The organism is Pseudomonas sp. 22490, from assembly GCF_052044465.1.
Lineage (GTDB): Bacteria > Pseudomonadota > Gammaproteobacteria > Pseudomonadales > Pseudomonadaceae > Pseudomonas > Pseudomonas aeruginosa.
In genome coordinates this window covers 249,366-276,319 of sequence record NZ_JBQENS010000006.1, presented here as the reverse complement: position 1 = coordinate 276,319, position 26,954 = coordinate 249,366, and the positions used below count along the sequence as shown (strand labels likewise).

Sequence of the window (26,954 nt, the reverse complement as noted above, 5' to 3'; positions counted from 1 at the left end):
TGCGGATTCCACACCATCCGGCCACCCAGTCCACGCTCATCTGGCCAGGCATTCCACGGCCATCTGGCCACCTGTTCCACGGCCATCCGGCCGGGCAGTCGGAGCGCAGCGACGCAGGGGTGGCATTGTTAGTCTGAGGTGCCCGGCGTCGTCAATTTCTGCGTCCGTTTGCGCATTGATTCACCCTTCAGATTGATCCGATAAGCGTTGTGCACCAGGCGGTCGAGGATGGCGTCGGCCAGGGTCGGGTCGCCGATCAGCTCGTGCCAGTTGTCCACCGGCATCTGGCTGGTGACGATGGTCGAGCGCTGGCCGTAGCGGTCGTCCAGTAGCTCCAGCATGTCGCGCCGCTGTTCGGCGGTGAACGGGGCCAGGCCCCAGTCGTCGAGGATCAGCAGGTCGGTCTTGGCGTAGCTGCTCATCAGCTTGGCGAAGCGGCCGTCGCCATGGGCCAGACCCAGTTCTTCCAGCAAACGTGGCAGGCGCAGGTAGCGCACGCTGTAGCCCTCCCGGCAGGCCTGGTGGGCCAGGGCACAGGCCAGCCAGGTTTTACCGACACCGGTGGGGCCGCCGATGATCAGGTTGAGGCCGTCGCGCAGCCACTGGCCACTGCTCAGTTGCAGGATCAGCGCCTTATCCAGTCCGCGCGGGCTGCGGTAGTCGATGTCTTCGAGGCAGGCGTTGTGCTTGAGCCGGGCCTGGCGCAGGCGGCTGCTCAGGCGCTTGTCATCGCGTTCGGTCAGCTCGCGGTCGACCAGCAGGCCGAGGCGTTCTTCGAAGCTCAGGCTGTCGATGTCCGGGGTTTTCAGTTGTTCATTCAGCGCCTTGAGCATGCCGTGCAGGCGCAGGGTTTGCAGCTTGTCCAGGGTCGGATGGGGCAGCATGGTGGGATTCCTTGGGGTCAGTGGTAGTAGGCGGATCCGCGCAGGTTGGCGTGGTCGTCCGGCAGCAGCGGCAGGTTGGTTTGAGCTAGCGGCAGGTTTTCCAGCCCCTGGCGCAGGATCGATTCGAGGCTCTTGTAGCTGCACGTGCCGAGGCTGATGGCGCGACGGCAGGCCAACTCCAGACGCGCCTCACCGTGGGTTTTACCCAGGCGCAGGATGCCCAGGCAGGCCCGGTAGCCCTGCTGCGGATGGATGCGCCGTTCGAGGATGTGCCGGATCACGCCGGCGGTGTTCGGCCCGGTCTGCTCGGCCCAGCGGATCAGCCGTTGCGGCGTCCACTCGGCATGCTCGCGATGGCTCTTGGGCATGTGCTCGGCCTGCGTGCTGTGCCTGCCCTTGTGCATTGAGCGCAGGTGGCTGGCCACTCGCTGGTTGGCGTGGAAAAACTCGACGGTGCGCGCCGTCAGGCGCACCTCCAGCTGCTTCTTCACCAGTTGATACGGCACCGAGTAGTAATGCCCATCGACCTCGACGTGGTAGTCGATGTGCACCCGCGCCTTCTTCCACTCGGCGTAGACGTAGGGTTGCTCCGGCAGGGGGCGCAGCGCCGGACGATCCAGGCTGTCGAAGGCCGACTGCCGGGAGCCCGGCAGCTTCTTGAACGGGCGTTGGTTGAGCCGCTCCAGCAGCCCGGCGATGGCCGTGTTGAGTTCATCCAGGGAGAAGAACTGCCGATTCCTCAGTGCGGCGAGGATCCAACGCTCGACCACCTGCACGCCGACTTCGGCCTTGGCCTTGTCGCGCGGTTTGCGTGCCCGCGCCGGCACCACCGCCACGCCATAGTGCTCGGCCAGATCGCGGTAGCTGGGGTTGATGTCCGGCTCGTAGCGGTGACTCTTGCTCACCGCGCTGCGCAGGTTGTCCGGCACCACGATCTCCGGCACGCCGCCGAGGAAGGCGAAGCAGCGGGCATGGGAGCCTAGCCAGTCCGGCAGCTGCTGCGACCAGGTGGCTTCGGCGAAGGTGTAGCTGGACGCGCCGAGCACCGCGACGAACACCTGCGCCTGGCGGATCTCGCCGCTGTGGCGATCGATAACCGGCACCGTCTGGCCGGCATAGTCGACGAACAGCTTCTCGCCGACGCGGTGCTCCTGACGCATCACCACGTCCAACTTGCCCTGCCAGGCTCGGTAGTGCTCACAGAACCAGCTGTACTGAAAGCCCTGAGGCTGGCTCAGGCGGTACTCCTGCCAGAGCAGCGCCAGGGTCACCCCGGGGCGGCGCAGTTCGGCATGCACCCATGCCCAATCGGGTAAAGGCCGCTTCTCACTGGCAACCGCCGGGGCCGGCGGGAACAGTTGCTGCTCCAACTCGGCATCGGACAACGAACAGGGCCAACTGAGACCGCTGGCGGCAAAACGATTGAGGTAGTCGCCGACGGTGACACGACCGACCTGCACGCTGACCGCAATCTGGCGAGCCGATAGTCCGACCTCGAACTTGAGACGTAGTACTTCGCGAATCTTACGCATGGATAAACGCTCCACGACGACCTCTCTGCTTCGAAAAAGAGGTCGATGGTAGTGAAGAAATCCTGCGTTACTGCCTGCCCGGTTGAGTGGCCGGATGGCCGTGGAATCAGTGGCCGGATGCGCGTGGAATGGGTGGCCGGATCACCGTGGAATCGGTGGTCAGATGCTCATGGAATGGGTGGCCAGATGACCGTGGAATCCGCAGTCGCTATGCGTTTTTCGCCTGTATCGCCCTGTTCACCTTGCTCAGCCTGCCGTTCCTCGGCAGCACCGAATGGCTCTGGCCGTTCACCCTCCTGGGCGTGGCCCTGAGCCTGCTCGGCTTGTTCGACCTGATCCAGACGCCCCACGCGGTGCGCCGCAACTATCCGATCCTGGGCAACATCCGCTATCTGGTGGAAGGCATCCGCCCGGAGATCCGCCAGTACCTGCTGGAAGCCGACGGCGACGCCCTGCCCTTCTCCCGCGCCCAGCGCTCGCTGGTCTACTCGCGGGCGAAGAACGAAAGCTCGGAGAAGCCCTTCGGCACCCTGATCGACGTGTACACCGCCGGCTACGAATTCATCAGCCACTCGATGCGTCCGGCGCCACTCAGCGATCCCTGCGAGTTCCGCGTCGACATCGGCGGGCCACAATGCAGCAAGCCGTACTCCGCTTCGCTGTTCAACGTCTCGGCGATGAGTTTCGGCGCCCTCAGCGCCAACGCCATTCGCTCGCTGAACCGTGGCGCGCAGATGGGCAACTTCTACCACGACACCGGCGAGGGCAGCATCAGTCCCTATCACCGCGAGAACGGCGGCGACCTGGTCTGGGAACTGGGCAGCGGCTACTTCGGGTGCCGCACCCGCGATGGCAAGTTCGACCCTGAGCGCTTCGCCGCCCAGGCCCTCGACCCGCAGGTGAAGATGATCGAGATCAAGCTCAGCCAGGGCGCCAAGCCGGGACACGGCGGTATCCTGCCCAAGCACAAGGTCACCCCCGAGATCGCCGCCACCCGTGGCGTGCCGATGGGTGAGGATTGCGTTTCGCCGTCGCGCCACAGCGCCTTCTCCACGCCGATCGAGCTGATGCAGTTCATCGCCCAGCTGCGCGAACTGTCCGGCGGCAAGCCGGTCGGCTTCAAGTTCTGCCTGGGCCATCCATGGGAGTTCATGGGCATCGCCAAGGCCATGCTGGAGACCGGCATCCTCCCCGACTTCATCGTCGTCGACGGCAAGGAAGGCGGCACCGGCGCGGCGCCGCTGGAGTTCACCGACCATATCGGCGTGCCGCTGCGCGAAGGCCTGCTGTTCGTCCACAACACCCTGGTCGGCCTCAACCTGCGCGACAAGATCAAGGTCGGCGCCAGCGGCAAGATCGTCAGCGCCTTCGATATCGCCAGCGTCCTGGCCACCGGCGCGGATTGGGCCAACTCGGCGCGCGGCTTCATGTTCGCCATCGGCTGCATCCAGTCGCAGAGCTGCCATACCAACAAGTGCCCGACCGGCGTCGCCACCCAGGACCCGCTGCGCCAGCGCGCGCTGGTGGTGCCGGACAAGGCCGAGCGGGTGCGCAACTTCCATCGCAACACCCTCAAGGGCCTGGCCGAGATGCTCGCCGCGGCGGGCCTGGAACATCCCTCGCAGCTCGAAGCCAAGCACCTGGTGCGACGCATCACCGACACCGAGATCCGCCTGTTCTCGCAGCTGCACTACTTCCTCAAGCCGGGCGAACTGCTTTCCGGCAAGATCGAGGGCGAGTTCTACGAGCGCATGTGGAACATGGCGCGGGCCGACAGCTTCGACGCGGCGGCCTGAGCCGCCGCCCTCGCACGCAAGAAAAAGCCGGAGGCATCGCTGCCTCCGGCTTTTTCATGTCCGCGTAGATCAGCCCAGCAGGATGGTCGCCCAGGTCACGGTGATCACGGTGAGGGCCACGAACTGCGCGGCGCTGCCCATGTCCTTGGCATTCTTCGACAGAGGGTGGCGTTCCAGCGAGACGCGGTCGACGGTGGCCTCGATCGCCGAGTTGAGCAGCTCGACGATCAGCGCCAGCAGGCACACCGCGATCATCAGCGCGCGTTCGCCGCGACTGACGTCGAGGAGGAAGGCCACCGGGATCAGCACCACGTTGAGCAGCACCAGTTGGCGGAAGGCGGCTTCACCGCGGAAGGCGGCGAGGAAACCTGCGAGGGAATAGCCGGTGGCGTTGAGGATACGCTTGAGGCCGGTCTGGCCTTTGAAGGGGGAAGGCGACACGTCGGGTTCTCATCGATTCGGAAGGCCGGCAGTCTAGCCGCCGGCTGGTCAAAAAAGCGTTAAGCCGTCTCTCAATGAGAAGCGGGAACCGTCTCCATTTGTTGCAGCAGCAGCGCGGCCTGGGTCCGGGTGCGCACGTTGAGCTTGCGGAAGATCGCCGTGACGTGGGCCTTCACCGTCGCCTCGGAAACGTTCAGGTCGTAGGCGATCTGCTTGTTCAGCAACCCTTCGCAGACCATGGTGAGTACCCTGAACTGTTGCGGGGTGAGGCTGGCGAGCCCGGCGCTGGCGGCCTTGGCCTCCTCGCTGAGGGCTTCGGCGGCGGCATCCTGCGGCGGCCACCAGGTGTCCCCGTCGAGCACCGCGCGCACCGCCTGCTGCAGGGTTTCCAGCGGACTGGACTTGGGAATGAAGCCGCTGGCGCCGAACTCGCGGGAGCGCTGCACCACCGCGGCCTCCTCCTGTGCCGAGATCATCACCACCGGCACCTGCGGGTATTGCCCGCGCAACAGCACCAGGCCGGAGAAGCCATAGGCCCCCGGCATGTTGAGGTCCAGCAGGACCAGATCCCAATCGGCCTTCTCGTTCAGCCGCGCTTCCAGTTCGGCGATGCTGGCGGCTTCCACCAGGCGCACGTCGGGGCCCAGCCCGAGGGTGAGGGCCTGGTGCAAAGCGCTGCGAAACAGGGGGTGATCGTCGGCGATCAGGATCTCGTAAGAAGCCATGACATGTCCTAGTTTGTTCGGCCCAGCCGAGGCGGCGCTCAGGATGCCGACCGAGGGCGGACCGGTCAAGCCGAATGAGGGATACCTCGTACACCGCGTTCGTCTTTTCAAACACCCCGGCTTGCTGGCAGAGTGGCGGACCCTCCCCGCCCCGTCGAGCGAGCCATGCGAAGCCAAGCCCTGCGTGCCGATGTCCTGATGCTGATCACCGCCATGATCTGGGGGGTGTCGTTCGTCGCCCAGCGCCTGGGGATGGACGCCATCGGGCCGTTCCTCTATACCGGCCTGCGCTTCGTCCTCGGTGCCCTGGTGCTGGTGCCACTGCTGATGCTGCGCTCGCGACGCGACGGCGCGCAACCCTTCAATCGCGGACAGTTGCTCGCCGGTGTGATCCTCGGCGTCGCCCTGACCACCGGGATCAACCTGCAGCAGGTCGGCCTGCTGTTCACCAGCGTGACCAACTCCGGCTTCATCACCGGGCTCTACGTGATCGTCGTGCCGTTGCTCGGCCTGCTGTTCGGCCAGCGCACCGGCGCGGGCACCTGGCTGGGGGCGTCGCTGGCGGTGCTCGGCATGGCCCTGCTGAGCATCGGCCCGGGCTTCCAGGTCGCCTCCGGCGACTGGCTGCAACTGGCCGGCGCGGTGGTCTGGGGCGCGCACGTCCTGCTGGTAGGCCTGTTCGCCAGCCGCTACGACCCGATCCGCCTGGCCTTCCTGCAGTTCGCCACCTGCGCGGCGGTCAGCCTGCTGCTGGCACTGGTCTTCGAGGAAATCCACTGGGACGCCATCGTCCAGGCCGGTCCCGCCCTGCTATACGGCGGCCTGCTCGGCGTCGGCACCGGCTTCACCCTGCAGGTGGTGGCGCAGAAGCACGCCATCGCTTCCCATGCGGCGATCATCCTGTCCCTGGAAGCGGTGTTCGCCGCCATCGCCGGCGCCCTGTTCCTCGCCGAGACCCTGCACCTGCGCGGCTATTTCGGTTGCGCGCTGATGCTGGCGGGCATGCTGGTGGCGCAGTTGTGGCCGCGCAAGCTCGCCGCCGAAGCGCGCCCGGCCTGACACTCAGCCACGGAACGGCGCCAGGGCACGGTGCGCCGGGCTGGCCTCGTCCAGCGGAATGTGCCGCTTGGCGCCCAGGTAGCGCTCGCTGAACACCTCCAGGTAGGCGCCGAGCGCCTCGCCCGCGGCCTCGTCGCCAGCCAGCTCCAGGCACAGCGCCGCCACTTCGGCGGTGCACAGGTGCTCGCCACGGGTCGAGCGACGCAGGCGATAGCGCGAGAGCTGCTCGGGCAGCAGGCTGAGCACCGGGAACGGCTCCAGGTAAGGACTCTTGCGGAACATCTTGCGCGCCTCGGTCCAGGTCGCGTCGAGCAGGATGAACAGCGGTCGCTTGCCTTCCGCCAGCGGGGCGACCTCGTTCACCACCCGCTCCGCCGCCACGTATTCGCCGGGGAACACCAGGTATGGCTGCCACTGCGGGTCGGCCAGCAACTCCAGCAAGCGCGGGTCGACCTCGGTGCGCGACCAGCCGAAGGCGAAGGTGTCGGCCACGGTATCGGCGATCAGCCAGCCGGTGTTGGTCGGTTTCAGCGCCTCGATGTCGTGCATGACCAGGCACATGCCTGCGCGCGCCTCGACCCGCGGCCGCCAGGCGCACATGCAATAGCTCGGCAGCAGCCGACAGCCTTCGCAGCGCGGCATGCGCGAACCGCGCGCGACGAAGGGTTTCAGGCTGCGCGCCAGGCGCTCCTGGCGCAAGCGGGAAACGGCATGGCTCATCGGGCAGGCTCCCGATACGGAAAGGACGGGCGAAGGAACATCGAAGACTCGAGGATACGGGCTGGAAAGCGACCGCGAAATTCTATCAGAGCCCGCGTGGCTCCTGCTTTGTCGGACAACTTCCGAGGCCGCGAAAAAAAATTCTTCACAGGGGCCTCAGACGTCTAGTTAGAGCGGGATGCGATCCCTATAATCCGCCCCCTTTTTCGACACCGGGCAGCCGGCTCCGCCCGCTGACCTTACTGCCTCTCCAGACGAGTGACGCCCCCCTTGCTCGAGATCCGCAACGTGACCCGCCGCTTCGGCGACTTCACCGCCGTCGACAATGTCAGCCTGACGATCAACACCGGCGAATTCTTCACCCTCCTCGGCCCTTCCGGGTGCGGCAAGACCACCCTCCTGCGCATGCTCGCCGGCTTCGACCAGCCGGACAGCGGCGAGATCCGCCTCAACGGCCAGGACCTCGCCGGCGTCGAGCCGGAGAAGCGCCCGGTGCATACGGTGTTCCAGAGCTACGCGCTGTTCCCGCACATGAGCGTGGCGCAGAACATCGCCTTCCCGCTGAAGATGGCCGGAGTGGCGAAGAGCGAGATCGACGCCCGCGTCGAACAGGCCCTGAAGGACGTGCGCCTGGCGGACAAGGGCGGGCGCATGCCGACACAGCTTTCCGGCGGCCAGCGCCAGCGCGTGGCGATCGCCCGCGCGCTGGTCAACCGGCCGCGCCTGCTGCTGCTCGACGAACCGCTGTCGGCGCTGGACGCCAAGCTGCGCGAAGAAATGCAGATCGAACTGATCAACCTGCAGAAGGACGTCGGCATCACCTTCGTCTATGTCACCCACGATCAGGGCGAAGCCCTGGCGCTGTCGCACCGCATCGCGGTGATGAACCAGGGCCGGGTGGAGCAACTGGACGCCCCGGAAACCATCTACAGCTTCCCGCGCAGTCGTTTCGTCGCCGACTTCATCGGCCAGTGCAACCTGCTCGACGCCACGGTCGAGGCGGTCGACGGCGAGCGCGTGCGCATCGACCTCAGGGGCCTGGGCGAGGTCCAGGCGCTGAAATCCTTCGACGCCCAGCCCGGCGAGGCCTGCGTGCTGACCCTGCGGCCGGAGAAGATCCGCCTGGCGCAGAGCGTCACCGCCGACAGCGACGAGGTGCACTTCCGCGGTCGCGTCGCCGAACTGCTCTACCTGGGCGACGTGACCCTGTACATCGTCGAACTGGAGAACGGCGAGCGCCTGGAAACCCTGCTGCCCAACGCCACGCCCGGCCGAGCCAAGTTCTTCGAGGTGGGCGACGCGGTGGAAGCCGCCTGGCGCTTCGATGCCGGCCATCTGGTCAGGGCCTGACACGATGAGAAAGAACCTCGGCAAGTGGCTGCTGGTCTGGCCGCCGCAAGCGTATCTGCTGTTCTTCTTCCTGGTTCCGGCGCTGATCATGCTGTTCGCCTCGTTCCGCTTTCCCGGCGACTACGGCGGCCTGGCGCCCTGGATGTACAGCGAGGACGGGCAGACCGTCTACGACCTCAGCGTGGAGAACTACACCCGGCTCACCGAGAGCTGGGTGTACCTGCAACTGTTCGTCAAATCCTTCGGCTACGCCCTGGTCACCACCCTGGCCTGCCTGCTGCTCGCCTACCCGGTGGCGACCACCCTCGCCCGGGCCCCGGCGAAGTGGCGCAACCTGCTGATCCTGCTGGTGATCCTGCCGTTCTGGAGCAACCTGCTGGTACGCGTCTACGCCTGGATGATCATCCTCTCGCCGTCCGGTGCCCTGACCCGCGGGATCAACGCCGCGCTGGACCTGTTCGGCGCGCAGCCGATCAGCCTGATGTTCACCCCGTTCGCGGTGATCCTGTGCATGGTCTACGTGCACCTGCCGTTCATGATCCTGCCGCTCTACGCCAACCTGGAGAAACACGACCCGGCCCTGCTGGACGCCGCCCAGGACCTCGGCGCCGGTCGTTGGCAACGCTTCTGGCGGGTGACCTTCCCGCTCTCGCTGCCGGGCGTGGCCGCCGGCGCGGCACTGGTATTCATCCCGGTTCTGGGAATGTTCGCCATCCCCGACCTGGTCGGCGGTACCGACGGCATCATGATCGGCAACCTGATCAAGAGCCAGTTCCTCGACTCCCGCGACTGGCCGTTCGGCAGCGCGCTGTCGATCGCCCTGACCGGCTGCATCCTGCTGCTGGTCGCCCTCGGCATGGGCGCCGCGCGCGCCCGCAAGGGAGGCGCCCATGCGTAGGCCCTACCTGCTCTGGAGCGCCACCGCGCTGGTGTACCTGTTCCTCTACGTACCGCTGGTGATCGTGGTGCTGTACTCCTTCAACGACTCGCGGCTGAACGCCGAGTGGGTGGGCTTCACCCTGGACTGGTACCGCAAGCTGTTCGGCAACCGCGACATGCTCCAGGCCGCCGCCAACTCGCTGGTCATCGCGCTGGTTTCGGCCAGCGTGGCGACCCTGCTCGGCACCCTCGCCGGGGTCGCCCTGCATCGCTTCAAGCTGCGCGTGCTGCCCCTGCTGGTGCTGACCCCGATCGCCATTCCGGAACTCCTGATGGGGGTCTCGCTGGTGATCTTCTTCATCGGCCTGAACATGAGCCTGGGCATGCTCTCGGTGACCCTCGCGCACATCACCTTCTCGGTCGGCTTCGTCGCCCTGGTGGTGCAGGCGCGCATGTCGGGCATGGACGAAAGCCTCACCGAGGCGGCCCGCGACCTCGGTGCCACGCCCTGGCAGAGCTTCCGCCTGGTGACCCTGCCGCTGATCATGCCGGGCATCGTCGCCGGCGCGCTGATGGCCTTCACCCTGTCCATCGACGACTTCGTGATCACCTTCTTCACCGCCGGCGGCGGCTTCGCCACCCTGCCGACGCAGATCTACACCATGATCAAGATCGCCGTGACGCCCGAAGTGAACGCCGTCTCCACCCTGCTGATGCTGCTCACCCTGGTGCTGATCGTGATCGCCTCGAAACTCTCCCCCAGCGCCATCAAGGGCCATTGATCCGCCGAAACCCGCGGGCCTCCCGGAGAGGCCCGCGGCCTTGCCCTGCTCCGGTTTCCGGAGCCCTGCCACCCCGTAACAAGGAACCATGATGAAAAAGCTGTTGCTCGTCGCAACCCTCATGGCAGGAGCCGCCCAGGCCACCGCCGCCGAGAAGCTGTATCTGTTCAACTGGAACGACTACATCGCCGAGGACACGCTGAAACGCTTCGAGCAGCAATGTGGCTGCGAGCTGGTGCAGGAGTTCTATTCCGGCACCGAGGAAATGATGGCCAAGCTGGCCGCCGGGGCCAGCGGCTACGACGTGATCATCCCGACCCAGAACGCGGTCGAGGCGCTGATCCGCAAGGGCGACCTGCTGGAGCTGGACAAGAGTCGCCTGGCGAACCTGAGCAACGAGGCCGCGGGCTACCTCGACAAGGATTTCGACAAGGGCAACCGCTATTCCCTGCCCTACGCCTTCACCACCACCCTGGTCGGCTACAACAAGACCGAGCTGGACAAGCTGGGCATCGACCCCGCCGACTGGTCGGTGATCTTCGACCCGGCGGTCCTGGAGAAGATCAAGGGCAGGGTCACGGTGATGGACGACCCGCAGGAACTGTTCGGCGCCGCCCTGAAGTACCTCGGTCACTCCGCCAACGACACCGACCCGCAGCACTGGAAGGAAGCCCAGGCGCTGATCCTCGCGGCCAAGCCGTACTGGGCCGCGTTCAACTCGTCGAGCTATATCAAGGAGCTGACCCTGGGCAACATCTGGGTCGCCCATGGCTACTCCAGCGACATGTACCAGGCCAGGGCCGACGCGGAGGCTGCCGGCCGCGCCTTCAAGGTCGACTTCGCCCTGCCCCGCCAAGGTGCGGTGCTGGCCATCGACAACATGGTGATCCACAAGGGCTCGAAGAACCCTGACCTGGCCTACCGCTTCATCGACTTCATGCTCGACGGTCGGAACGCTTCCGAGCTGACCAACCAGATCGGTACCGGCACGCCCAACGCCGCCGCCCTGCCCTTCATCAAGCCGGAAATCAAGACGCTCGCCGCCCTGTTCCCGGACGCCACCACCCAGGCCAGGCTGGAGCCGCTGAAGGACCTGAACTCGCGCCAGCGACGCGCCCTGAACAAGCTCTGGACAGAGATCAAGCTGCGCTGATCCGCACCGCTATCGACGAAAGGGCGACCCTCGGTCGCCCTTTTGCGTTTCCGTGCCCCGCACCGAACGCGGTAACATGGCACCCATTCGCCACCGTCCGTCCCGGGAATGGGCCGACGGAAACAATTCGCCCCCTCCATCGGTCGAATCCGCTTATTGCCCCAGGAGATCTTCGATGTCGCGCTTCATGGCCCTTGCCCTTTGTTTCGTCCTGCCCACCGCCGCCCATGCCGCCTCGCTCAAGGATTTCGAACTGAGCAAGATGCTGGAGAAAGTGGCCAAGGAAAGCAGCGTAGGCACTCCCCGCGCCATCAACGAAGACATCCTCGACCAGGGCTACACCGTCGAAGGCAACCAGTTGATCAATCACCTCAGCGTACGCGCCAGCCACGCCGAGCGCATGCGCTCCAACCCGGACAGCGTGCGCAGCCAGCTCGGCGATAGCGTGTGCAGCAACACCGGCTATCGCCAGTTGCTCGCCCGCGGCGCGATCCTCACCTACAGCTTCACCGAGTACAAGACCAACCAGCCGGTCGCCACCGAACGCTTCGATGCCGGCAGCTGCCGCATCCAGGGCAAGAAGTAAGCGCGCCGCGCGGTCGCCATGCTGGACAAGCAGCATCTGCTGAAGATCGCCAGGACGCCGATGCCGTTCGGCAAGTACCAGGGACGGATGCTGGTCGACCTGCCGGAGGAGTACCTGCTGTGGTTCTACAAGAAAGGCTTCCCGCCTGGTGAACTCGGGCGGCTGATGCAGTTGACCCTGGAACTGAAGATCGACGGGCTGGACGGGCTGCTCAAGCCGCTTCGTCCCCCCGCTCCGTAGGCGAATGACGTCGCCGACGCTATCCGCCGATACCCTGCCCACACCCTGCCTTCGCCAGACACCCGCCCCCGTTCGGCAGGGCGAATAACGCCACAGACGTTATCCGCCGATACGCAGCCGAACTCAGCGCAACAACGCCGGATCGCCCTTGCCGGCCACCGCCGCCGCTTCCTCCGGGGTCAGCAGCGCGGTGCGCGGGACCTCCATCAAGCGGGCGCAAGCCGCCAGCACGTTGCCCCAGCAGGCGCGGTTGGCGAACTGCATGCCCGCCTCGTCGAGGGTGCCGCCGCGGTTGCGATAGCCGAGTACCGAGGTGCGCCGGGCATCCGGCAGGATCGGCCAAAGATGACCGCGCGCCACTTCCGCGCGCATATGGGTGAGTAGCACGCGGCGCTCATGGCTATCCGGGAACAGTCGTTCCACCAGCGCCTCGTCGGCCACCGCCTCGACCTCCCAGCGATCGCGCGGCGCGCGGAAGCGTCCCGGCTCCTGCAGGTAGACCAGCCGGTAGGCCTGCCCGGCCTCGGCCAGGCGCTGCGCGGCGCGGCGCATCTGTTCGAGCTGGTAGCTGCCGTTGGCGATCAGCAGCAGCGGATCGGAGCCGCAGCGTTCCTCGACCAGGATCGCGCCGTCGCGGGCCAGGCGCTCGGCCTGGACGGCGTCGAACACCATCGGCCGGTCGCGCTTGGGGATCACCAGGCAGGCCAGTTGCCCCCGGCTGCGGTAGATCGTCGGTAGCAGCGCCAGGGCGCTGTTGTGATCGGCCGGGAAGAGCACCCGAACCATGTCGCTCATCTCGCCAAGCAGGGCCTCGCAGAAGGTGGTGTCCTGGTGCGACTGCTGGTTCTTGCCGTTCTCCCAGGTATGCGAAGTAGCGACCAGCGGCCAGCCCAGCCAGCCGGCCGGACGCCCGACTTCCTTCTGCTGGCGGGCGAAGATCAGGGTCTGGCGCACCGCGCCGAGCATCTTCACGCAGAACGCCTCGTAGCTGGCAACCAGGTTGAGTCCGCCCTGGTTGGCCAGGCAGGCGGACACCACCGCCTCCTCGTTGAGCGCGGTGATGACCCGACCGCTCACCGATTCCAGTTCGCTCTCCGGCTCGCTGACCCGATGCTTGAGCGCCTTGAGCACGCCGCCGAGGCGGTTGCTGGCCAATTCGTCGGGATTGCCGACCCGGGCGCGCAGGTCGGGGTTGGCCTCCACCAGTTCGGTATAGAAGCGGTCCAGCGCGGCCATCGGCGAGCAGGCGTCGTCGCGATAGCGCAGCGGCGGGATGATCGGTTCGATGGGATGGCGCAGGGCCAGCGGGTTGTCCCGTTCGAGGGGACGCTCGCCGCGCTGCTCGGCGAACAGCCGGCGGGCCAATTCGAGAGCCTCAGGCTCGACCCAGAGTTCGTTTGCATGCTGGTTGAACAGTTGCCGGGCCTGTTCGTCGTTATGCGGATTGCCCGGCAGCGGCAGGTTGTGCGCGGCGTTGCTGCCGGCGCCATAGAAGCCGAAGCCCTTGACCGTCTCGGCGATGCCGTAGGGAATCGGCAGCGGGTAGCGGAGGATGCCGCTGTTCTTCTCCTGCACGCGCCGCTCCAGGCGCTGCTCCATCTCCCAGAGCGTACAGACGAAGGCGGCCGGGTCGCGCCCATCGAAGCTGATCGGATCGAAGCCGCAGCGGCGCAGATGCAGCTTGAAGCCCTCCAGCCCCTCATGGGTGCCCAGCTCGGTGCGCTGCTCGATGCGCCGGCCATTGGCGATCATCACCGGCAGCGCCGCCCCGCAATCCTCGGCTCGCCACCAGCGCGGAATCCAGTCGCTGCCGCGCTGTTCCTCGGCGGCACCATCGGAGAGGAACGCCACCAGGGTCTCGCCGGGCAGCGGCATGTGCGCGTACTGCAATTCGGCGAAGCCGAGGTAGCCGCCCTCGGCGATACCGCCGGCGGTATGCGGATTCACGTGGCTGCCCAGTGGCGCCGCCGGTGCGCCGTTGGGGGCCTGGGCGTAGCCGTAGAAGTCCTGCAGCAAGCGGTTCAGCCCTTCCTCGCCGTCGGCATAGGCGCGCTCCTGCTCCGGGTGCAGGTTGCCGGTGAGGACGTTCAGCGCGTCGATGGCGGCCACGCAATGGCCCTGGCCCATCAGCCAGGCGCGAGTCTTGCCGGTCAGGACGTTGAGTGCCAGATAGCCAGCGTAGGCCGGGACCATGTTCAGGGCTCCGCCGGTGTGGCCCTCGGGCTGTGTCTTGAAATCCTCGGCCTGCAACGGCTGGCCGTCCAGGCGGATGCGCCGGGCGTAGGTCATGTGCACGACGATGCGCAGGGCGCTGGCGGTCAGCCGGTCGAGGGCGCGGAACAGCTGGTAGACGCTGGCCAGGTCCGGTTGCAGCCCGGCTTGGACCAATTGATGAGCGGTGCGGAACACGGCGGCGCGGGTCTCTGCGCTATGCTGGAGCGGACCATGGCCTTGCAGCCACGCGGCAAACGCCGGCTCGGCCGCCGCATGGGCAAGCAACTCGTCCTGACTGGGCAGAATCTGACTCATGGTGGGTAGCCTCCCTAGTGGTGCCTTGCAGTCTAGGCAGCACACGGCAAAGGGCGCTGACCTGCATCAAGCTCCCCGCCCCCGATTCGTTCACCCTGGCCCTGTACGAAGGTTCCATGGCATTCCACGATCCCCGAAAGGTATCGGGGTGTCGACAGAGCTCTGACGGAGGAGGCTCGATGGCATCACTGACGTTTCTAGGCGCCGCCCAGGAGGTCACTGGCTCCTGTTATCTGCTGGAAACCCTCGATGGCGTGAAGGTCCTGCTCGAATGCGGCATGCGCCAGGGGCGCCGCGAAGCCGACAACGGCAACCGCGCGCCCTTCCCCTTCGATCCCGCGAGCATCGACGCGGTGGTCATCTCCCACGCCCACCTGGACCACAGCGGCCTGCTGCCGCGCCTGGCGGCCGAGGGCTTCAAGGGCCCGATCTTCGCCACCGAGGCCACCTGCGAACTGCTGGAACTCATGCTGCTGGACTCCGCGCACATCCAGGAAAAGGACGCCGAGTGGGAGAACCGCTGGCGCAACCGGATCGGCAAGCCGAGCATCAAGCCGCTGTATACCCAGGCCGACACCGAACGCGCGCTCAAGCTGCGCCGGCCGATCAGCCTCGGCAGCACCGTGGCGGTCGCTCGTGGCGTGCGGGTGACCTTTCACAACGCCGGGCACATCCTCGGCTCGTCGATCGTCGAAGTGCAATTCCACGACCAGGTGCAACCGCGCCGCCTGGTGTTTTCCGGCGACCTCGGCAACACCTGCTCGCCGTTGATGCGAGCGCCCTCGCCGCTGAACCGGGCCGACGTGGTGATGCTCGAATCCACCTACGGCGATCGCGATCACCGCGACAGCAACGACACCCTGGAGGAACTGGCGGCGATTCTCGACCAGGCGCATCGCGACGGCGGCAACGTGCTGATCCCGTCGTTCGCCGTCGGTCGCACCCAGGACCTGCTCTACTACCTCGGCCGCTTCTACCAGGAGGGCCGCCTGCCGCAACAGGCGGTATTCCTCGACAGCCCGATGGCCGCCCGTGCCAATGGCATCTACCTGCGCCACAGCAACGAGTTCGACGACCGCGACCGCGAGTACATTCGCGGCACCGGCACCACCCGCCTGGAGGAATGGCTGCCGGTGCTGCGCGTCACCCGCAGCGCCGACGAGTCGATGGCGATCAACCGGATCAAGAGCGGCGCGGTCATCATCGCCGGCAGCGGCATGTGCACCGGCGGCCGTATCGTCCATCACTTCAAGCACAACCTCTGGCGCCCGGAATGCCATGTGGTATTCCCCGGCTTCCAGGCGCGCGGCACCCTGGGCCGCAACATCGTCGACGGCGCCAGCGCGGTTCGCGTGTTCCACCAGCGCATCGCGGTCAAGGCGCAGATCCATACCCTCGGCGGCTTCTCCGCCCACGCCGGGCAATCGCAGCTGCTCGACTGGGTCGGTCACTTCGCCCACCGTCCAGCGCTATACCTGATACATGGCGAGCGGGAAAAGATGGAAGCGCTGCAGGGCGCGATCCGCGAGCGTCTCGACTGGGATGCCGAGATACCGGAACCCGGCGAACGCATCGAGATCTGAGCCGCCGTCCGCAACTGTCACGCAGTCCGTGGCAGTATGCGGATGACCGCCTGTCCAGGGTGGTTGTAGAAGGAGTATGCGAATGCCCTACGAAGCCGATGACTATCTTTCCCGGCACTTCCAGACCAGCGGCACCGACCTGGCGCGGAAGGTCGACGAACTGGCGGCCCTTGCGGCTCCCGGCGACAGCCCCAATCTCGCGCTCTACCGCGAGATGCTCTTCACCGTGACGCGCATGGCCCAGGCCGACCGCAACCGCTGGGACGCCAAGATCATGCTGCAGACCCTGCGCGAGATGGAGCATGCCTTCAGCGTCCTCGAGCAGTTCAAGCGGCGACGCAAGGTCACCGTGTTCGGCTCGGCGCGCACGCCGGTCGAACATCCGGTCTATGCCCTGGCGCGCAAGCTGGGCGAGGAACTGGCCCGCTACGATCTGATGGTGATCACCGGCGCCGGCGGCGGCATCATGGCCGCCGCCCACGAAGGCGCCGGGCTGGAGAACAGCCTGGGCTTCAACATCACCCTGCCCTTCGAGCAGCACGCCAACCATACGGTGGACGGCAGCGGCAACCTGCTGTCGTTCCACTTCTTCTTCCTGCGCAAGCTGTTCTTCGTCAAGGAAGCCGACGCCCTGGTGCTCTGCCCCGGCGGCTTCGGCACCCTCGACGAGGCGCTGGAAGTGCTGACCCTGGTGCAGACCGGCAAGAGCCCGCTGGTGCCGATCGTGCTGCTCGACCAGCCGGGCGGCCGCTACTGGGAACACGCCCTGGAGTTCATGCAGGAACAGTTGCTGGAGAATCACTATATCCTGCCGGCCGACATGCGCCTGATGCGCCTGGTGCATTCGGCCGAAGACGCGGTGAAGGAAATCGCCCAGTTCTACCGCAACTTCCACTCCAGCCGCTGGCTGAAAGGCACGTTCGTTATTCGCCTGAACCACGCCCTGAACGAAGCCGCGCTGGCGCACCTGCACGAACACTTCGCCAGCCTCTGCCTGAGCGGCGGCTTCCAGCAGCAGGCCTACAGCGAGCAGGAACAGGACGAACCGGAGTTCCGCAACCTGACCCGCCTCGCCTTCGTGTTCAACGGGCGCGACCAGGGGCGTCTGCGGGAATTGCTGGACTACATCAACCTGCCGGAAAACTGGGACTGAAGCTGCCGCTCCGGCACGCGCTCAATCGTCGCTGCGACCGTTCAACAGGCGGCTGATCGACTCCATGGAGTAACCCCGGTACGCCAGGAAGCGGCCCTGCTGGGCCTTTTCCCTGGCGTCCTGCGGCAGGCGGGCGAACTTGCGGCGCCAGACCTCGCGCAATTGCGCACTCCAGTCGACCTCGCAGGCACCCAGCGCCCTTTCGATATCGGCGCGCGGCAGACCGCGTTGCGCCAGTTCCTCACGGATGCGCAACGGCCCATGGCCGCTACGGGCGCGACTGGCGATGAAGCTTTCGAGATAGCGGGATTCGTCGAGCAGACCTTCCTCGGCCAGGCGGTCGAGGGCAGGGTCGATCAACTCGGCAGACGCGCCACGCTGGCGCAACTTGCGGGAAAGCTCGGCGCGCCCGTGCTCACGGCGCGCCAGCAGATCCATGGCCGCCCGCCGCACGGCGACGGGCGTATCGAGCACGGTCGCCATTGGCCTCAATCGGCTTCGGCGTCAGCCACTTCTTCGGCGTCGGCCTTCACCGGACCGCTCTTGGCCAGCAGCTGGTCGCGGATGGTCTTCTCCAGCACCGAACCGATCTCCGGATTGTCTTCCAGGTACTTGGCGGCGTTCGCCTTGCCCTGGCCGATCTTGCTGCCCTGGTAGCTGTACCAGGCGCCGGACTTCTCGACCAGGCCCAATTGCACGCCCAGGTCGATGATCTCGCCGGTACGGTAGATGCCCTTGCCGTAGAGGATCTGGAACTCGGCCTGGCGGAACGGCGGGGAAACCTTGTTCTTCACCACCTTGACGCGGGTTTCGCTACCCACCACCTCGTCGCCTTCCTTCACCGCGCCGGTACGACGGATGTCCAGGCGGACCGAGGCGTAGAACTTCAGTGCGTTACCGCCGGTGGTGGTTTCCGGGTTGCCGAACATGACGCCGATCTTCATGCGGATCTGGTTGATGAAGATGACCAGGCAGTTGGCGTTCTTGATATTGCCGGTGATCTTGCGCAGCGCCTGGGACATCAGGCGTGCCTGCAGGCCGACGTGGGCGTCGCCCATCTCGCCTTCGATCTCGGCCTTGGGTACCAGCGCGGCCACGGAGTCGACGATGATCACGTCGACCGCGTTGGAGCGCACCAGCATGTCGGTGATTTCCAGGGCCTGCTCGCCGGTGTCCGGCTGGGAGACCAGCAGGTCGTCGACGTTGACGCCCAGCTTGCCGGCATAGTCGGGATCGAGCGCGTGCTCGGCGTCGACGAAGGCACAGGTGGCGCCCTGTTTCTGGGCCTCGGCGATCACCGAGAGGGTCAGGGTGGTCTTGCCCGAGGATTCCGGACCGTAGATCTCGACGATCCGGCCCTTGGGCAGGCCGCCGATGCCGAGGGCGATGTCCAGGCCCAGGGAGCCGGTGGAGATGGCCGGGATCGCCTGGCGCTCATGGTCGCCCATGCGCATGACCGCGCCTTTGCCGAATTGGCGTTCGATCTGTCCCAGGGCCGCGGCCAGGGCGCGCTTCTTGTTCTCGTCCATTGAAGTCCTCGCGAAGTCAGGGCGGCCGGACGGCCACGAACAACTGTATAAGTAGACAGTATTATTCCACAGGGCAAGTCGCTCGCCTACCCCCGACGGGAAGAATGTTCCGAACGGTTGCCCGCAGGCGCGGCTAGCCCGGGTTCTCGCCGTTGCTCATGCGCAGCAGGCCGGTCAGCGCGGTCGCCACCGTCTGCCGGCGCACGGCGTCGCGGTCGCCGTTGAACTGGCAGCGCTCACTGACCAGCCGCTCGCCGTCGGCCCAGGCCAGCCAGACCGTGCCTACCGGCTTTTCCGGCGAGCCGCCGTCGGGCCCGGCGACACCGCTCACCGCCACCGCGAAACGCGCCCCGCTGTGCCGCTGGGCGCCGCGCACCATGGCCTCGACCACTTCCCGGCTGACCGCGCCGACTGCCAGGAATAGCGACTCGGGCACCTCCAGCTGGAGGGTCTTCTGGCGGTTCGAGTAGGTCACGTAGCCAGCCTCGAACCAGCCCGAACTCCCCGGGATGCGGGTGATCGCCTCGGCGATGCCGCCACCGGTGCAGGATTCCGCCGTGCTGACCTGCTCGCCCAGGTAACGAAGGCTTTCGCCGAGGCGGGCGGCCAGTGCGGTCAGGTCGGACTCCATCAGGGTCATCACTGTTCTCCAGGGTAGAAACGGAAAGGGACTACCCTACACCATCGGCTTTTCCATTCAGAAGCAGCTTTCGGACAAGCGCAACCGCGCGAAGGCAGCGAATGCGCGAACATGCGTGTTCCATCACCGTCCAAGGAAAGGCACACCATGAACATCGCGCCACTCAAGGTCTCTCTGCTCTCCCTCGCCCTGCTCCTCTCCCCCGTTGCCAGCCTCCCCGCCCATGCGGCCTGCACCGCCAACCTGGCCCTGCAACCCGCCAGCAGCCTGCCCGCGCTCGGCGGGCGCCTGGTCTACCACAGCTATATGGAGTACGGGGACGGCTCCTCGAACCTCTACCTGCACGATTTCAAGAGCAAGAGCACCCGCCAGCTCAACCAGCCCGGCTGGAACATCGAGGACCCGATGAATGCGCATTTCTCCCCGGACGGCCGCTACCTGACCTTCATGGGCCGCCAGAATGGCGCCTGGCACGTGTTCGCCTGGGCCATCGGCGGTACCCAGGCGCCGAGCAACCTGACCGCGGCCATCGGCGGTCGCAACGAGGATCCGAAGTTCTCCTTCGACGGCCGCCAGGTCGTGCTCAAGCACGAGGGCGACATCCGCCTCGCCACCCTGGTCTTCAATGGCGATGGCAGCGTCGGCGTGAGCGCCTGGAAAGCCGTGACCGGCGACGGCTGGAGCACCGAGGAGTCGATGCCGTTCCTCACACCCTCAGGCAAGTACGTGGTCTACGCGACAGGAGCCGGCGACAGCCTGCGGGTGGTGCGCAGGAACCTGGAGAACGGCCAGGTCAGCGCCCTCGCCACCCCGGCCGCGGGGGGCCGCGACTATTACCCGGTGGTACGCGACTACACCGCCTACTTCCTCTCGCGTACCCAGCCGGCCGGCAACGACCAGTTGGCCATGGTCGTACCCAACAGCCCGCCCGGCACCCCGGCGATCCTGCCGCTCAACCACTGCCAGGGCGACAATTCCGACGCCGCGCCGGTGAACGAGGACTACCTGATCTTCTCCAGCACTTCGTTCGACCCGACCTACAGCCTGCTCCTCGGCGACATCGCCGCGGCGCGGGTCTGGCGTCTCGACCCGGCGCAAATCAACCTGCCCGACGGTCGGCAGAAGCTCGGCGCCAGCTATACCGCGGCACGCTGAAAGCAGCCCGCACAGGCGCGGACCTGAGGGTCCGCGCCGGTTCCGAACGGACCCGACACAGGCCGGCGAATCGGGTTAACATTACCCTCTTTTGCACCGTCCAAAGCCCGCTTCCGAAGGCCCGTATGACCGACCTCTCCCAGCACACGCCGATGATGCAGCAGTACTTCAAACTGAAGCATCAGCACCCCGACCAATTGATGTTCTATCGCATGGGCGACTTCTACGAGCTGTTCTACGAGGACGCGAAGAAGGCCGCCAAACTGCTCGACATCACCCTGACCGCACGCGGCCAGTCCGGCGGCAAGGCGATCCCGATGGCAGGCATTCCCTTCCATTCCGCGGAGGGCTACCTGGCCAAGCTGGTCAAGCTCGGCGAGTCGGTGGCGATCTGCGAGCAGATCGGCGACCCAGCCACCAGCAAGGGGCCGGTGGAGCGCCAGGTGGTGCGGATCATCACCCCCGGCACGGTGAGCGACGAGGCGCTGCTCGACGAACGCCGCGACAACCTGCTGGCGGCGATCCTCGGCGACGAGCGCCTGTTCGGCCTCGCCGTGCTGGACATCACCAGCGGCCGCTTCAGCGTCCAGGAGATAAAAGGCTGGGAAACCCTGCTGGCCGAACTGGAGCGCCTCAACCCGGCCGAGCTGCTGATTCCCGACGACTGGCCACAGGGCCTGCCGGCGGAGAAGCGCCGCGGCGTACGTCGCCGCGCGCCATGGGACTTCGATCGCGACTCGGCGCACAAGAGCCTCTGCCAGCAATTCGGCACCCAGGACCTGAAAGGCTTCGGCTGCCAGAACCTGACCCTGGCCATCGGCGCCGCCGGCTGCCTGCTCGCCTACGCCAAGGAAACCCAGCGTACCGCCCTGCCGCACCTGCGCAGCCTGCGCCACGACCGCCTCGATGACACGGTGATCCTCGACGGTGCCAGCCGCCGCAACCTGGAGCTGGATATCAACCTCAGCGGTGGCCGCGAGAACACCCTGCAATCGGTGGTCGACCGCTGCCAGACCGCCATGGCCAGCCGCCTGATGAGCCGCTGGCTGAACCGTCCGTTGCGTGACCGCGCGGTACTGGAAGCCCGCCAGGAGTCCATCGCCTGCCTGCTGGAACGCTACCGCTTCGAGAACCTGCAACCGCAGCTCAAGGAAATCGGCGACCTCGAACGCATCCTCGCCCGCATCGGCCTGCGCAACGCCCGCCCTCGCGACCTGGCGCGCCTGCGCGACGCGCTGGCGGCGCTGCCGGACCTGCAGAACGCCATGACCGAACTGGAAGCGCCGCACCTGCAGGCGCTGGCCACCACCATCGGCACCTATCCCGAACTCGCCGAACTGCTGGCCAAGGCGATCATCGACAACCCGCCAGCGGTGATCCGCGACGGTGGCGTGATCAAGACCGGCTATGACGCCGAGCTGGACGAGCTGCAGGCGCTGAGCGAAAACGCCGGGCAATTCCTGATGGACCTGGAAGCGCGCGAGAAGGCCCGCACCGGCCTGCCCAACCTGAAGGTCGGCTACAACCGCATCCATGGCTACTTCATCGAGCTGCCACGGGTGCAGGCCGAACAGGCGCCGGCCGACTACATCCGCCGGCAGACCCTGAAAGGCGCCGAGCGCTTCATCACGCCGGAACTGAAGGCCTTCGAGGACAAGGCGCTGTCGGCCCAGAGCCGCGCCCTGGCCCGCGAGAAGGCGCTCTACGAAGAGCTGCTGGAACGCCTGATCGGCCACCTCGCTCCGCTCCAGGACAGCGCCTCGGCGCTGGCGGAACTGGACGTGCTGGCGAATCTCGCCGAACGCGCGCTGAACCTCGACCTGAATCGCCCGCGGTTCGTCGAACACACCTGCCTGCACATCGAGCAAGGCCGCCATCCGGTGGTCGAGCAGGTGCTGGAGACACCGTTCGTGGCCAACGACCTGGCGCTGGATGCCGACACCCGGATGCTGGTGATCACCGGTCCGAACATGGGCGGCAAATCCACCTACATGCGGCAAACCGCGCTGATCGTGCTGCTTGCGCACATCGGCAGCTTCGTTCCGGCTGCACGCTGCGAGCTGTCCCTGGTGGACCGCATCTTCACCCGCATCGGCTCGTCCGACGACCTTGCCGGCGGCCGCTCGACCTTCATGGTGGAGATGAGCGAAACCGCCAACATCCTGCACAACGCCACCGACAAGAGCCTGGTGCTGATGGATGAGGTCGGCCGCGGCACCAGCACCTTCGACGGCCTGTCGCTGGCCTGGGCAGCGGCCGAGGACCTGGCCCGGACTCGCGCCTTCACCCTGTTCGCCACCCACTATTTCGAACTGACCGTACTGCCGGAAAGCCAGCCCGCGGTAGCCAACGTGCACCTGAACGCGACCGAGCACAATGAACGCATCGTGTTCCTGCACCATGTACTGCCGGGACCGGCGAGCCAGAGCTACGGCCTCGCGGTGGCCCAGTTGGCCGGCGTGCCGGCCCCGGTAATCCAGCGCGCCCGCGAACACCTCAAGCGCCTGGAAACCACCAGCCTGCCGCACGAGATGCCGAGCCAGCAGAGCGGCAAGCCCGCCTCGCCGATGCAGAGCGACCTGTTCGCCAGCCTGCCGCACCCGGTGATCGATGAATTGTCGAGGATCAATCCCGACGATATCAGCCCGCGGCAAGCTCTCGATCTGTTATATGCATGGAAGATGCGGGTCTGACGGACTACCGCACAAGCTGCTAGAATCGCGCGCGCTTAGCCGCCCGCCTGAGGAGAGAACTAGAAAATGACCTTCGTCGTCACCGACAACTGCATCAAGTGCAAATACACCGACTGCGTGGAAGTCTGCCCGGTAGACTGCTTCTACGAAGGACCCAACTTCCTGGTCATCCATCCGGACGAGTGCATCGACTGCGCCCTGTGCGAGCCCGAATGTCCGGCCCAGGCGATTTTCTCCGAAGACGAAGTGCCGGAGAACATGCAGGAATTCATCGAGCTGAACAGCGAGCTGGCGGAAATCTGGCCGAACATCACCGAGAAGAAGGATGCCCTGCCCGACGCCGAGGAATGGGACGGCGTCGCCGGCAAGCTCCAGCATCTGGAGCGCTGATACGCCAAGGCCCGCAAACAGCGGGCCTTTTCTTTGGCGACGAGTAAAACGGCAGGCAAAAAAAAGGGGCGGGGTATTACCCCGCCCACTCTTCAGTCCCTCGTCATCATCCTGATGAATCGCCTCCCTGGCGACGTCCCTTCCCCGATCCTTCGGGGTTGCGTGTTCCCTGTACGCAGGAGTGATATTAGCGATTCCCAGTGCTCCCGCAACCTGCCAGAAAACCCAGCGAAGCTTCTTCGGCAGCCATTTTAGAAAAATATATTCCTTTAATTTCAATAAGTTACTTAAATTCACCGAGCGTTTTTGGCAAACCTCCCGGGCATTTATCTACTTAGGCTCACACGCCGTGTAAGTTAATGCTTACAAGAGCAGACACAAAAAACCCGGCGAACGCCGGGTCTTCAGTGGGTCTAAGGTTTTCCGTCACTGGAACAGCGCGTCACTCGACAGGCCATTCTTCTCCAGGATCTCCCGCAGGCGCTTCAGCGCCTCGACCTGGATCTGACGAACCCGCTCGCGGGTCAGGCCGATTTCCTGGCCGACCTCTTCCAGCGTGCTGCTTTCGTGCCCGCGCAAGCCGAAGCGGCGAATCACCACCTCACGCTGCTTGTCGGTGAGTTCCGTCAGCCACTGGTCGATGCTTTCGCTGAGATCGTCATCCTGCAGCAGCTCGCACGGGTCGGTGGGGCGATCGTCGGTGAGCGTATCCAGCAGGGTCTTGTCCGAGTCCGGACCAAGAGAGACGTCCACCGAAGTCACCCGTTCGTTCAGGCCGAGCATGCGCTTGACCTCGGCGACCGGCTTCTCCAGCAGGTTGGCGATTTCTTCGGGGGAAGGTTCGTGGTCGAGCTTGTGGGTCAGTTCCCGCGCCGCACGCAGGTAGACGTTGAGCTCCTTGACCACATGGATCGGCAAGCGAATGGTCCGGGTCTGGTTCATGATGGCCCGTTCGATGGTCTGGCGGATCCACCAGGTGGCGTAGGTCGAGAACCGGAATCCGCGCTCCGGATCGAACTTCTCCACGGCGCGGATCAGGCCTAGGTTGCCTTCCTCGATCAGGTCGAGCAGGGACAGTCCGCGATTGACATAGCGCCGGGCGATCTTCACCACCAACCGCAGGTTGCTCTCGATCATCCGCTTCCGACCAGCGGGATCGCCCTTCTGCGCCAGACGAGCGAAGTGGACTTCCTCTTCGGGCGTCAACAGGGGCGAGAAACCGATTTCGTTGAGATACAGCTGCGTTGCGTCCAACGCGCGCGTGTAGTCGATGTGCTTGTGTTGTTTGGAAGAGAAGGAAGTGGTGGCTTTTGGAGTTGCCCGGGGAGAAGGCTGCTCGTCGGCAGACGACTCGTCCAGCATGATGCCGGGCTCCAGGAGGAGCACTTCATCATCGTGGTCAAACTCCGGCCCTTCTTTTTTGAGTGCCATGTCGTTATCCCTTGCATGAGTTCGACTCAAGCCCGGGCGATTCCTTTCCCGCTGGACACGCCCGGACCCGCTCACCTACATGATGTGGGCGGGCGAACTCCCGGTCAGCGACGTGGCAAATATTGCAGTGGATCGACAGGCTTACCCTGGCGGCGAATCTCGAAGTGCAGCTTCACCCGATCGGTTCCTGTGGAGCCCATCTCGGCAATCGATTGCCCTACCTTGACCTGTTGCCCTTCCCGCACCAGCAGCCTGCGGTTGTGACCGTAGGCACTCACGTAGGTCTCGTTGTGTTTGATGATGACCAACTCGCCGTAGCCCCGCAAACCACTACCGGCGTATACAACGGTCCCACCAGACGCAGCCAGGACAGGCTGGCCCAATTGACCGGCTATATCAATCCCTTTATTCAAACTTCCGTTTGAGGCAAAACGGCCGATCAGACTACCGCTCGCAGGCCATGCCCAACCGCCCACCGCAGGCCCCGCGACGACGGGAGTCGCGCCGCTGCTGGGTGGGGTCGTGGTCGAGGCCGGAGCCGGTACGGGCTTGGCAGGTACCGACGTACTAACAGCGGGTGGAACCGGGGCAGGCTTGGTCGCCACGGGCGGAGCGACGACCGGCGTGTTTTTCGCGACGGACGGTTGCGCCGGTGCCCGCCCACCAAATTGGATAGCTTGACCGACCTGGATGGTATAGGGCGGCGCGATGCCATTGCGCGCGGCCAGGGCTTTCCAGTCCCAGCCGAAGCGGAAGGCAATGGAATACAGGGTGTCGCCGCGGCGCACGATGTACTGCCCGCTGGTGACCGGCGTACGCCGCGCAGCGGCAGGCGCGGAACCGTTGCGATCGACGACCTTGACCCCGCCGGGAGGCGACGACGAACAGGCGGCGAGAAGGGAACAGACGACGGCCCCGAGCAACAGGTGGCAGCCACCGTAGAGCCGAGTCCATTGCCGCAGGGTCGCTGCTAGCCTCAATCCTTCCCCCTTATCCATCTTCTTCGCTTTCGTTCAATCGGGCCGGCGACGCCGGCCGCCGGCTCAGGCGATCGGGCCGTTGAGCAGCGGGACGAAACGTACCGAGTCGAGTACCTGGCGGCTGAACCCGTCCTCGGTGCGGACGATCAGCATCAGTTGCTGGACCTCGCCGCCACCGACCGGGATCACCAGACGGCCCCCCGGCGCCAACTGGTCCAGCAACGACTGCGGGACTTCCGTGGCCGCCGCGGTGACGATGATTCCATTGTAGGGAGCCAACGCCGACCAGCCCTCCCAGCCATCGCCCCAACGAAAGACAACATTACGCAGGTTTAGCTCCGCAAGACGCTCCTTGGCCTTGTCCTGCAACGCCTGGATCCGCTCGACGGAGAAGACCCGCTCGACCAGTTGAGCCAGCACCGCGGTCTGGTAGCCGGACCCGGTACCGATCTCCATGACCTTGTCCAGCGGGCCGGCCGCCAGCAGCAACTCGGTCATCCGCGCCACCATGAATGGCTGGGAAATGGTCTGGTTGTGGCCGATCGGCAGGGCGGTGTCTTCGTAGGCGCGATGCGAGAGCGCCTCGTCGACGAACAGATGACGCGGCGTGCGGCGGATCACCTCGAGCACGTGGGCGTTGGACAGGCCTTCTTCGTACAGGCGCTGGATCAGGCGCTCTCGGGTACGCTGGGAGGTCATGCCGATACCCCGGCGATGCAGGTCT

At 65.8% G+C, this 26,954-nt stretch carries 25 protein-coding genes; 13 read left to right on the top strand and 12 right to left on the bottom strand.

Features of this window, described 5'->3' with window-relative positions:
• Positions 1–128: 128 nt before the first annotated feature.
• Together istB and istA are read right to left on the bottom strand one after the other, a co-directional pair.
• Positions 129–884, bottom strand: coding sequence for an IS21-like element ISPpu7 family helper ATPase IstB (istB, locus tag ACTJJX_RS09500; protein WP_045107743.1), 756 nt, complete (start codon positions 882–884; stop codon positions 129–131).
• Positions 885–901: 17 nt separating this feature from the next.
• Positions 902–2,416 carry an IS21 family transposase gene (gene istA / locus ACTJJX_RS09495; protein ID WP_146537839.1) on the bottom strand — a complete coding sequence of 505 codons (1,515 nt, stop codon included), beginning with the start codon at positions 2,414–2,416 and terminating at the stop codon, positions 902–904.
• A 128-nt stretch (positions 2,417–2,544) separates the two neighbouring features.
• Here istA and ACTJJX_RS09490 point away from each other — a divergent pair, with 128 nt between their 5' ends.
• Positions 2,545–4,212 (top strand): FMN-binding glutamate synthase family protein, encoded by a 1,668-nt coding sequence (locus tag ACTJJX_RS09490; protein ID WP_440781967.1) that lies wholly within the window; start codon positions 2,545–2,547, stop codon positions 4,210–4,212.
• 69 nt (positions 4,213–4,281) lie between these two features.
• On the opposite strand, the gene ACTJJX_RS09485 is transcribed toward ACTJJX_RS09490, so the two are convergent.
• Positions 4,282–4,653 carry a diacylglycerol kinase gene (locus ACTJJX_RS09485; protein WP_003092226.1) on the bottom strand — a complete coding sequence of 124 codons (372 nt, stop codon included), beginning with the start codon at positions 4,651–4,653 and terminating at the stop codon, positions 4,282–4,284.
• A gap of 71 nt (positions 4,654–4,724) precedes the next feature.
• Positions 4,725–5,378 carry a response regulator transcription factor ErdR gene (gene erdR, locus ACTJJX_RS09480; protein WP_003092229.1) on the bottom strand — a complete coding sequence of 218 codons (654 nt, stop codon included), beginning with the start codon at positions 5,376–5,378 and terminating at the stop codon, positions 4,725–4,727.
• A 132-nt stretch (positions 5,379–5,510) separates the two neighbouring features.
• On the opposite strand from erdR, the gene ACTJJX_RS09475 reads away from it, so the two are divergent.
• Entirely contained in the window at positions 5,511–6,437 is a 927-nt protein-coding gene (locus ACTJJX_RS09475; RefSeq protein WP_003119360.1) for a DMT family transporter, read from the top strand.
• Between the two features lie 3 nt (positions 6,438–6,440).
• Here the strand turns inward: ACTJJX_RS09475 and ACTJJX_RS09470 are convergent, their stop codons facing one another.
• Positions 6,441–7,157, bottom strand: a complete 717-nt coding sequence (locus ACTJJX_RS09470; RefSeq protein WP_003109705.1) for a tRNA-uridine aminocarboxypropyltransferase — start codon at positions 7,155–7,157, stop codon at positions 6,441–6,443.
• A gap of 258 nt (positions 7,158–7,415) precedes the next feature.
• On the opposite strand from ACTJJX_RS09470, the gene ACTJJX_RS09465 reads away from it, so the two are divergent.
• The 6 genes from ACTJJX_RS09465 (at position 7,416) to ACTJJX_RS09440 (ending at position 12,147) form a co-directional block, all read left to right on the top strand.
• Complete coding sequence (locus ACTJJX_RS09465; protein WP_003119359.1) at positions 7,416–8,507, top strand: ABC transporter ATP-binding protein; 1,092 nt, start codon at positions 7,416–7,418, stop codon at positions 8,505–8,507.
• Between the two features lie 4 nt (positions 8,508–8,511).
• Entirely contained in the window at positions 8,512–9,405 is an 894-nt protein-coding gene (locus ACTJJX_RS09460; protein ID WP_003092241.1) for an ABC transporter permease, read from the top strand.
• Positions 9,398–10,168 carry an ABC transporter permease gene (locus ACTJJX_RS09455; protein WP_003092244.1) on the top strand — a complete coding sequence of 257 codons (771 nt, stop codon included), beginning with the start codon at positions 9,398–9,400 and terminating at the stop codon, positions 10,166–10,168. The genes ACTJJX_RS09460 and ACTJJX_RS09455 overlap by 8 nt, the downstream gene beginning before the upstream one ends.
• 88 nt (positions 10,169–10,256) lie before the next feature.
• Complete coding sequence (locus ACTJJX_RS09450; protein ID WP_003113877.1) at positions 10,257–11,321, top strand: polyamine ABC transporter substrate-binding protein; 1,065 nt, start codon at positions 10,257–10,259, stop codon at positions 11,319–11,321.
• A 175-nt stretch (positions 11,322–11,496) separates the two neighbouring features.
• Positions 11,497–11,907 (top strand): quorum-sensing-regulated virulence factor family protein, encoded by a 411-nt coding sequence (locus ACTJJX_RS09445; protein WP_003092248.1) that lies wholly within the window; start codon positions 11,497–11,499, stop codon positions 11,905–11,907.
• 18 nt (positions 11,908–11,925) lie between these two features.
• Positions 11,926–12,147, top strand: a complete 222-nt coding sequence (locus ACTJJX_RS09440) for a DUF3820 family protein (RefSeq protein ID WP_003092249.1) — start codon at positions 11,926–11,928, stop codon at positions 12,145–12,147.
• A gap of 123 nt (positions 12,148–12,270) precedes the next feature.
• Here the strand turns inward: ACTJJX_RS09440 and ACTJJX_RS09435 are convergent, their stop codons facing one another.
• Entirely contained in the window at positions 12,271–14,676 is a 2,406-nt protein-coding gene (locus ACTJJX_RS09435) for a phosphoketolase family protein (RefSeq protein ID WP_003113876.1), read from the bottom strand.
• 179 nt (positions 14,677–14,855) lie between these two features.
• Between ACTJJX_RS09435 and ACTJJX_RS09430 the strand changes: the two genes are divergently transcribed.
• A complete protein-coding gene (locus ACTJJX_RS09430) occupies positions 14,856–16,259 on the top strand; it encodes an MBL fold metallo-hydrolase RNA specificity domain-containing protein (protein WP_016852569.1) in 1,404 nt (467 codons plus the stop codon).
• An 82-nt stretch (positions 16,260–16,341) separates the two neighbouring features.
• Positions 16,342–17,412 (top strand): LOG family protein, encoded by a 1,071-nt coding sequence (locus ACTJJX_RS09425; protein WP_003092255.1) that lies wholly within the window; start codon positions 16,342–16,344, stop codon positions 17,410–17,412.
• 21 nt (positions 17,413–17,433) lie between these two features.
• On the opposite strand, the gene recX is transcribed toward ACTJJX_RS09425, so the two are convergent.
• The 3 genes from recX to ACTJJX_RS09410 form a co-directional block, all read right to left on the bottom strand.
• A complete protein-coding gene (gene recX / locus ACTJJX_RS09420; RefSeq protein WP_003119355.1) occupies positions 17,434–17,895 on the bottom strand; it encodes a recombination regulator RecX in 462 nt (153 codons plus the stop codon).
• A gap of 5 nt (positions 17,896–17,900) precedes the next feature.
• Entirely contained in the window at positions 17,901–18,941 is a 1,041-nt protein-coding gene (gene recA / locus ACTJJX_RS09415) for a recombinase RecA (protein ID WP_003092260.1), read from the bottom strand.
• A gap of 133 nt (positions 18,942–19,074) precedes the next feature.
• Complete coding sequence (locus tag ACTJJX_RS09410; RefSeq protein ID WP_003129950.1) at positions 19,075–19,581, bottom strand: CinA family protein; 507 nt, start codon at positions 19,579–19,581, stop codon at positions 19,075–19,077.
• Between the two features lie 147 nt (positions 19,582–19,728).
• Here ACTJJX_RS09410 and ACTJJX_RS09405 point away from each other — a divergent pair, with 147 nt between their 5' ends.
• The 3 genes from ACTJJX_RS09405 (at position 19,729) to fdxA (ending at position 23,819) form a co-directional block, all read left to right on the top strand.
• Positions 19,729–20,736, top strand: coding sequence for a TolB family protein (locus tag ACTJJX_RS09405; RefSeq protein WP_003098486.1), 1,008 nt, complete (start codon positions 19,729–19,731; stop codon positions 20,734–20,736).
• A 125-nt stretch (positions 20,737–20,861) separates the two neighbouring features.
• Entirely contained in the window at positions 20,862–23,429 is a 2,568-nt protein-coding gene (gene mutS / locus ACTJJX_RS09400; RefSeq protein ID WP_003113873.1) for a DNA mismatch repair protein MutS, read from the top strand.
• 66 nt (positions 23,430–23,495) lie between these two features.
• Positions 23,496–23,819 (top strand): ferredoxin FdxA, encoded by a 324-nt coding sequence (gene fdxA, locus ACTJJX_RS09395; protein WP_003119354.1) that lies wholly within the window; start codon positions 23,496–23,498, stop codon positions 23,817–23,819.
• A 426-nt stretch (positions 23,820–24,245) separates the two neighbouring features.
• Here the strand turns inward: fdxA and rpoS are convergent, their stop codons facing one another.
• From rpoS to ACTJJX_RS09380, 3 genes are all read right to left on the bottom strand, one after another.
• Complete coding sequence (gene rpoS, locus ACTJJX_RS09390) at positions 24,246–25,250, bottom strand: RNA polymerase sigma factor RpoS (RefSeq protein WP_003113871.1); 1,005 nt, start codon at positions 25,248–25,250, stop codon at positions 24,246–24,248.
• A gap of 104 nt (positions 25,251–25,354) precedes the next feature.
• Positions 25,355–26,248, bottom strand: coding sequence for a peptidoglycan DD-metalloendopeptidase family protein (locus ACTJJX_RS09385; RefSeq protein WP_016852568.1), 894 nt, complete (start codon positions 26,246–26,248; stop codon positions 25,355–25,357).
• Positions 26,249–26,293: 45 nt separating this feature from the next.
• The gene (locus ACTJJX_RS09380) at positions 26,294–26,929 is read right to left on the bottom strand and encodes a protein-L-isoaspartate(D-aspartate) O-methyltransferase (protein ID WP_003098558.1); all 636 of its coding nucleotides are present in this window, start codon (positions 26,927–26,929) and stop codon (positions 26,294–26,296) included.
• Positions 26,930–26,954 lie beyond the last annotated feature (25 nt).

Coding starts and splice junctions, on each gene's coding strand:
- istA (WP_146537839.1), bottom strand. CDS start 2,416: ATGCGTAAGATTCGCGAAGTACTACGTCTCAAGTTCGAGGTCGGACTA.
- ACTJJX_RS09430 (WP_016852569.1), top strand. CDS start 14,856: ATGGCATCACTGACGTTTCTAGGCGCCGCCCAGGAGGTCACTGGCTCC.
- ACTJJX_RS09405 (WP_003098486.1), top strand. CDS start 19,729: ATGAACATCGCGCCACTCAAGGTCTCTCTGCTCTCCCTCGCCCTGCTC.
- ACTJJX_RS09445 (WP_003092248.1), top strand. CDS start 11,497: ATGTCGCGCTTCATGGCCCTTGCCCTTTGTTTCGTCCTGCCCACCGCC.
- ACTJJX_RS09490 (WP_440781967.1), top strand. CDS start 2,545: ATGGGTGGCCGGATCACCGTGGAATCGGTGGTCAGATGCTCATGGAAT.
- ACTJJX_RS09460 (WP_003092241.1), top strand. CDS start 8,512: ATGAGAAAGAACCTCGGCAAGTGGCTGCTGGTCTGGCCGCCGCAAGCG.
- ACTJJX_RS09440 (WP_003092249.1), top strand. CDS start 11,926: ATGCTGGACAAGCAGCATCTGCTGAAGATCGCCAGGACGCCGATGCCG.
- mutS (WP_003113873.1), top strand. CDS start 20,862: ATGACCGACCTCTCCCAGCACACGCCGATGATGCAGCAGTACTTCAAA.
- ACTJJX_RS09435 (WP_003113876.1), bottom strand. CDS start 14,676: ATGAGTCAGATTCTGCCCAGTCAGGACGAGTTGCTTGCCCATGCGGCG.
- ACTJJX_RS09380 (WP_003098558.1), bottom strand. CDS start 26,929: ATGACCTCCCAGCGTACCCGAGAGCGCCTGATCCAGCGCCTGTACGAA.
- ACTJJX_RS09450 (WP_003113877.1), top strand. CDS start 10,257: ATGATGAAAAAGCTGTTGCTCGTCGCAACCCTCATGGCAGGAGCCGCC.
- ACTJJX_RS09470 (WP_003109705.1), bottom strand. CDS start 7,157: ATGAGCCATGCCGTTTCCCGCTTGCGCCAGGAGCGCCTGGCGCGCAGC.
- recA (WP_003092260.1), bottom strand. CDS start 18,941: ATGGACGAGAACAAGAAGCGCGCCCTGGCCGCGGCCCTGGGACAGATC.
- fdxA (WP_003119354.1), top strand. CDS start 23,496: ATGACCTTCGTCGTCACCGACAACTGCATCAAGTGCAAATACACCGAC.
- erdR (WP_003092229.1), bottom strand. CDS start 5,378: ATGGCTTCTTACGAGATCCTGATCGCCGACGATCACCCCCTGTTTCGC.
- recX (WP_003119355.1), bottom strand. CDS start 17,895: ATGGCGACCGTGCTCGATACGCCCGTCGCCGTGCGGCGGGCGGCCATG.
- ACTJJX_RS09425 (WP_003092255.1), top strand. CDS start 16,342: ATGCCCTACGAAGCCGATGACTATCTTTCCCGGCACTTCCAGACCAGC.
- rpoS (WP_003113871.1), bottom strand. CDS start 25,250: ATGGCACTCAAAAAAGAAGGGCCGGAGTTTGACCACGATGATGAAGTG.
- ACTJJX_RS09410 (WP_003129950.1), bottom strand. CDS start 19,581: ATGACCCTGATGGAGTCCGACCTGACCGCACTGGCCGCCCGCCTCGGC.
- ACTJJX_RS09385 (WP_016852568.1), bottom strand. CDS start 26,248: ATGGATAAGGGGGAAGGATTGAGGCTAGCAGCGACCCTGCGGCAATGG.
- istB (WP_045107743.1), bottom strand. CDS start 884: ATGCTGCCCCATCCGACCCTGGACAAGCTGCAAACCCTGCGCCTGCAC.
- ACTJJX_RS09455 (WP_003092244.1), top strand. CDS start 9,398: ATGCGTAGGCCCTACCTGCTCTGGAGCGCCACCGCGCTGGTGTACCTG.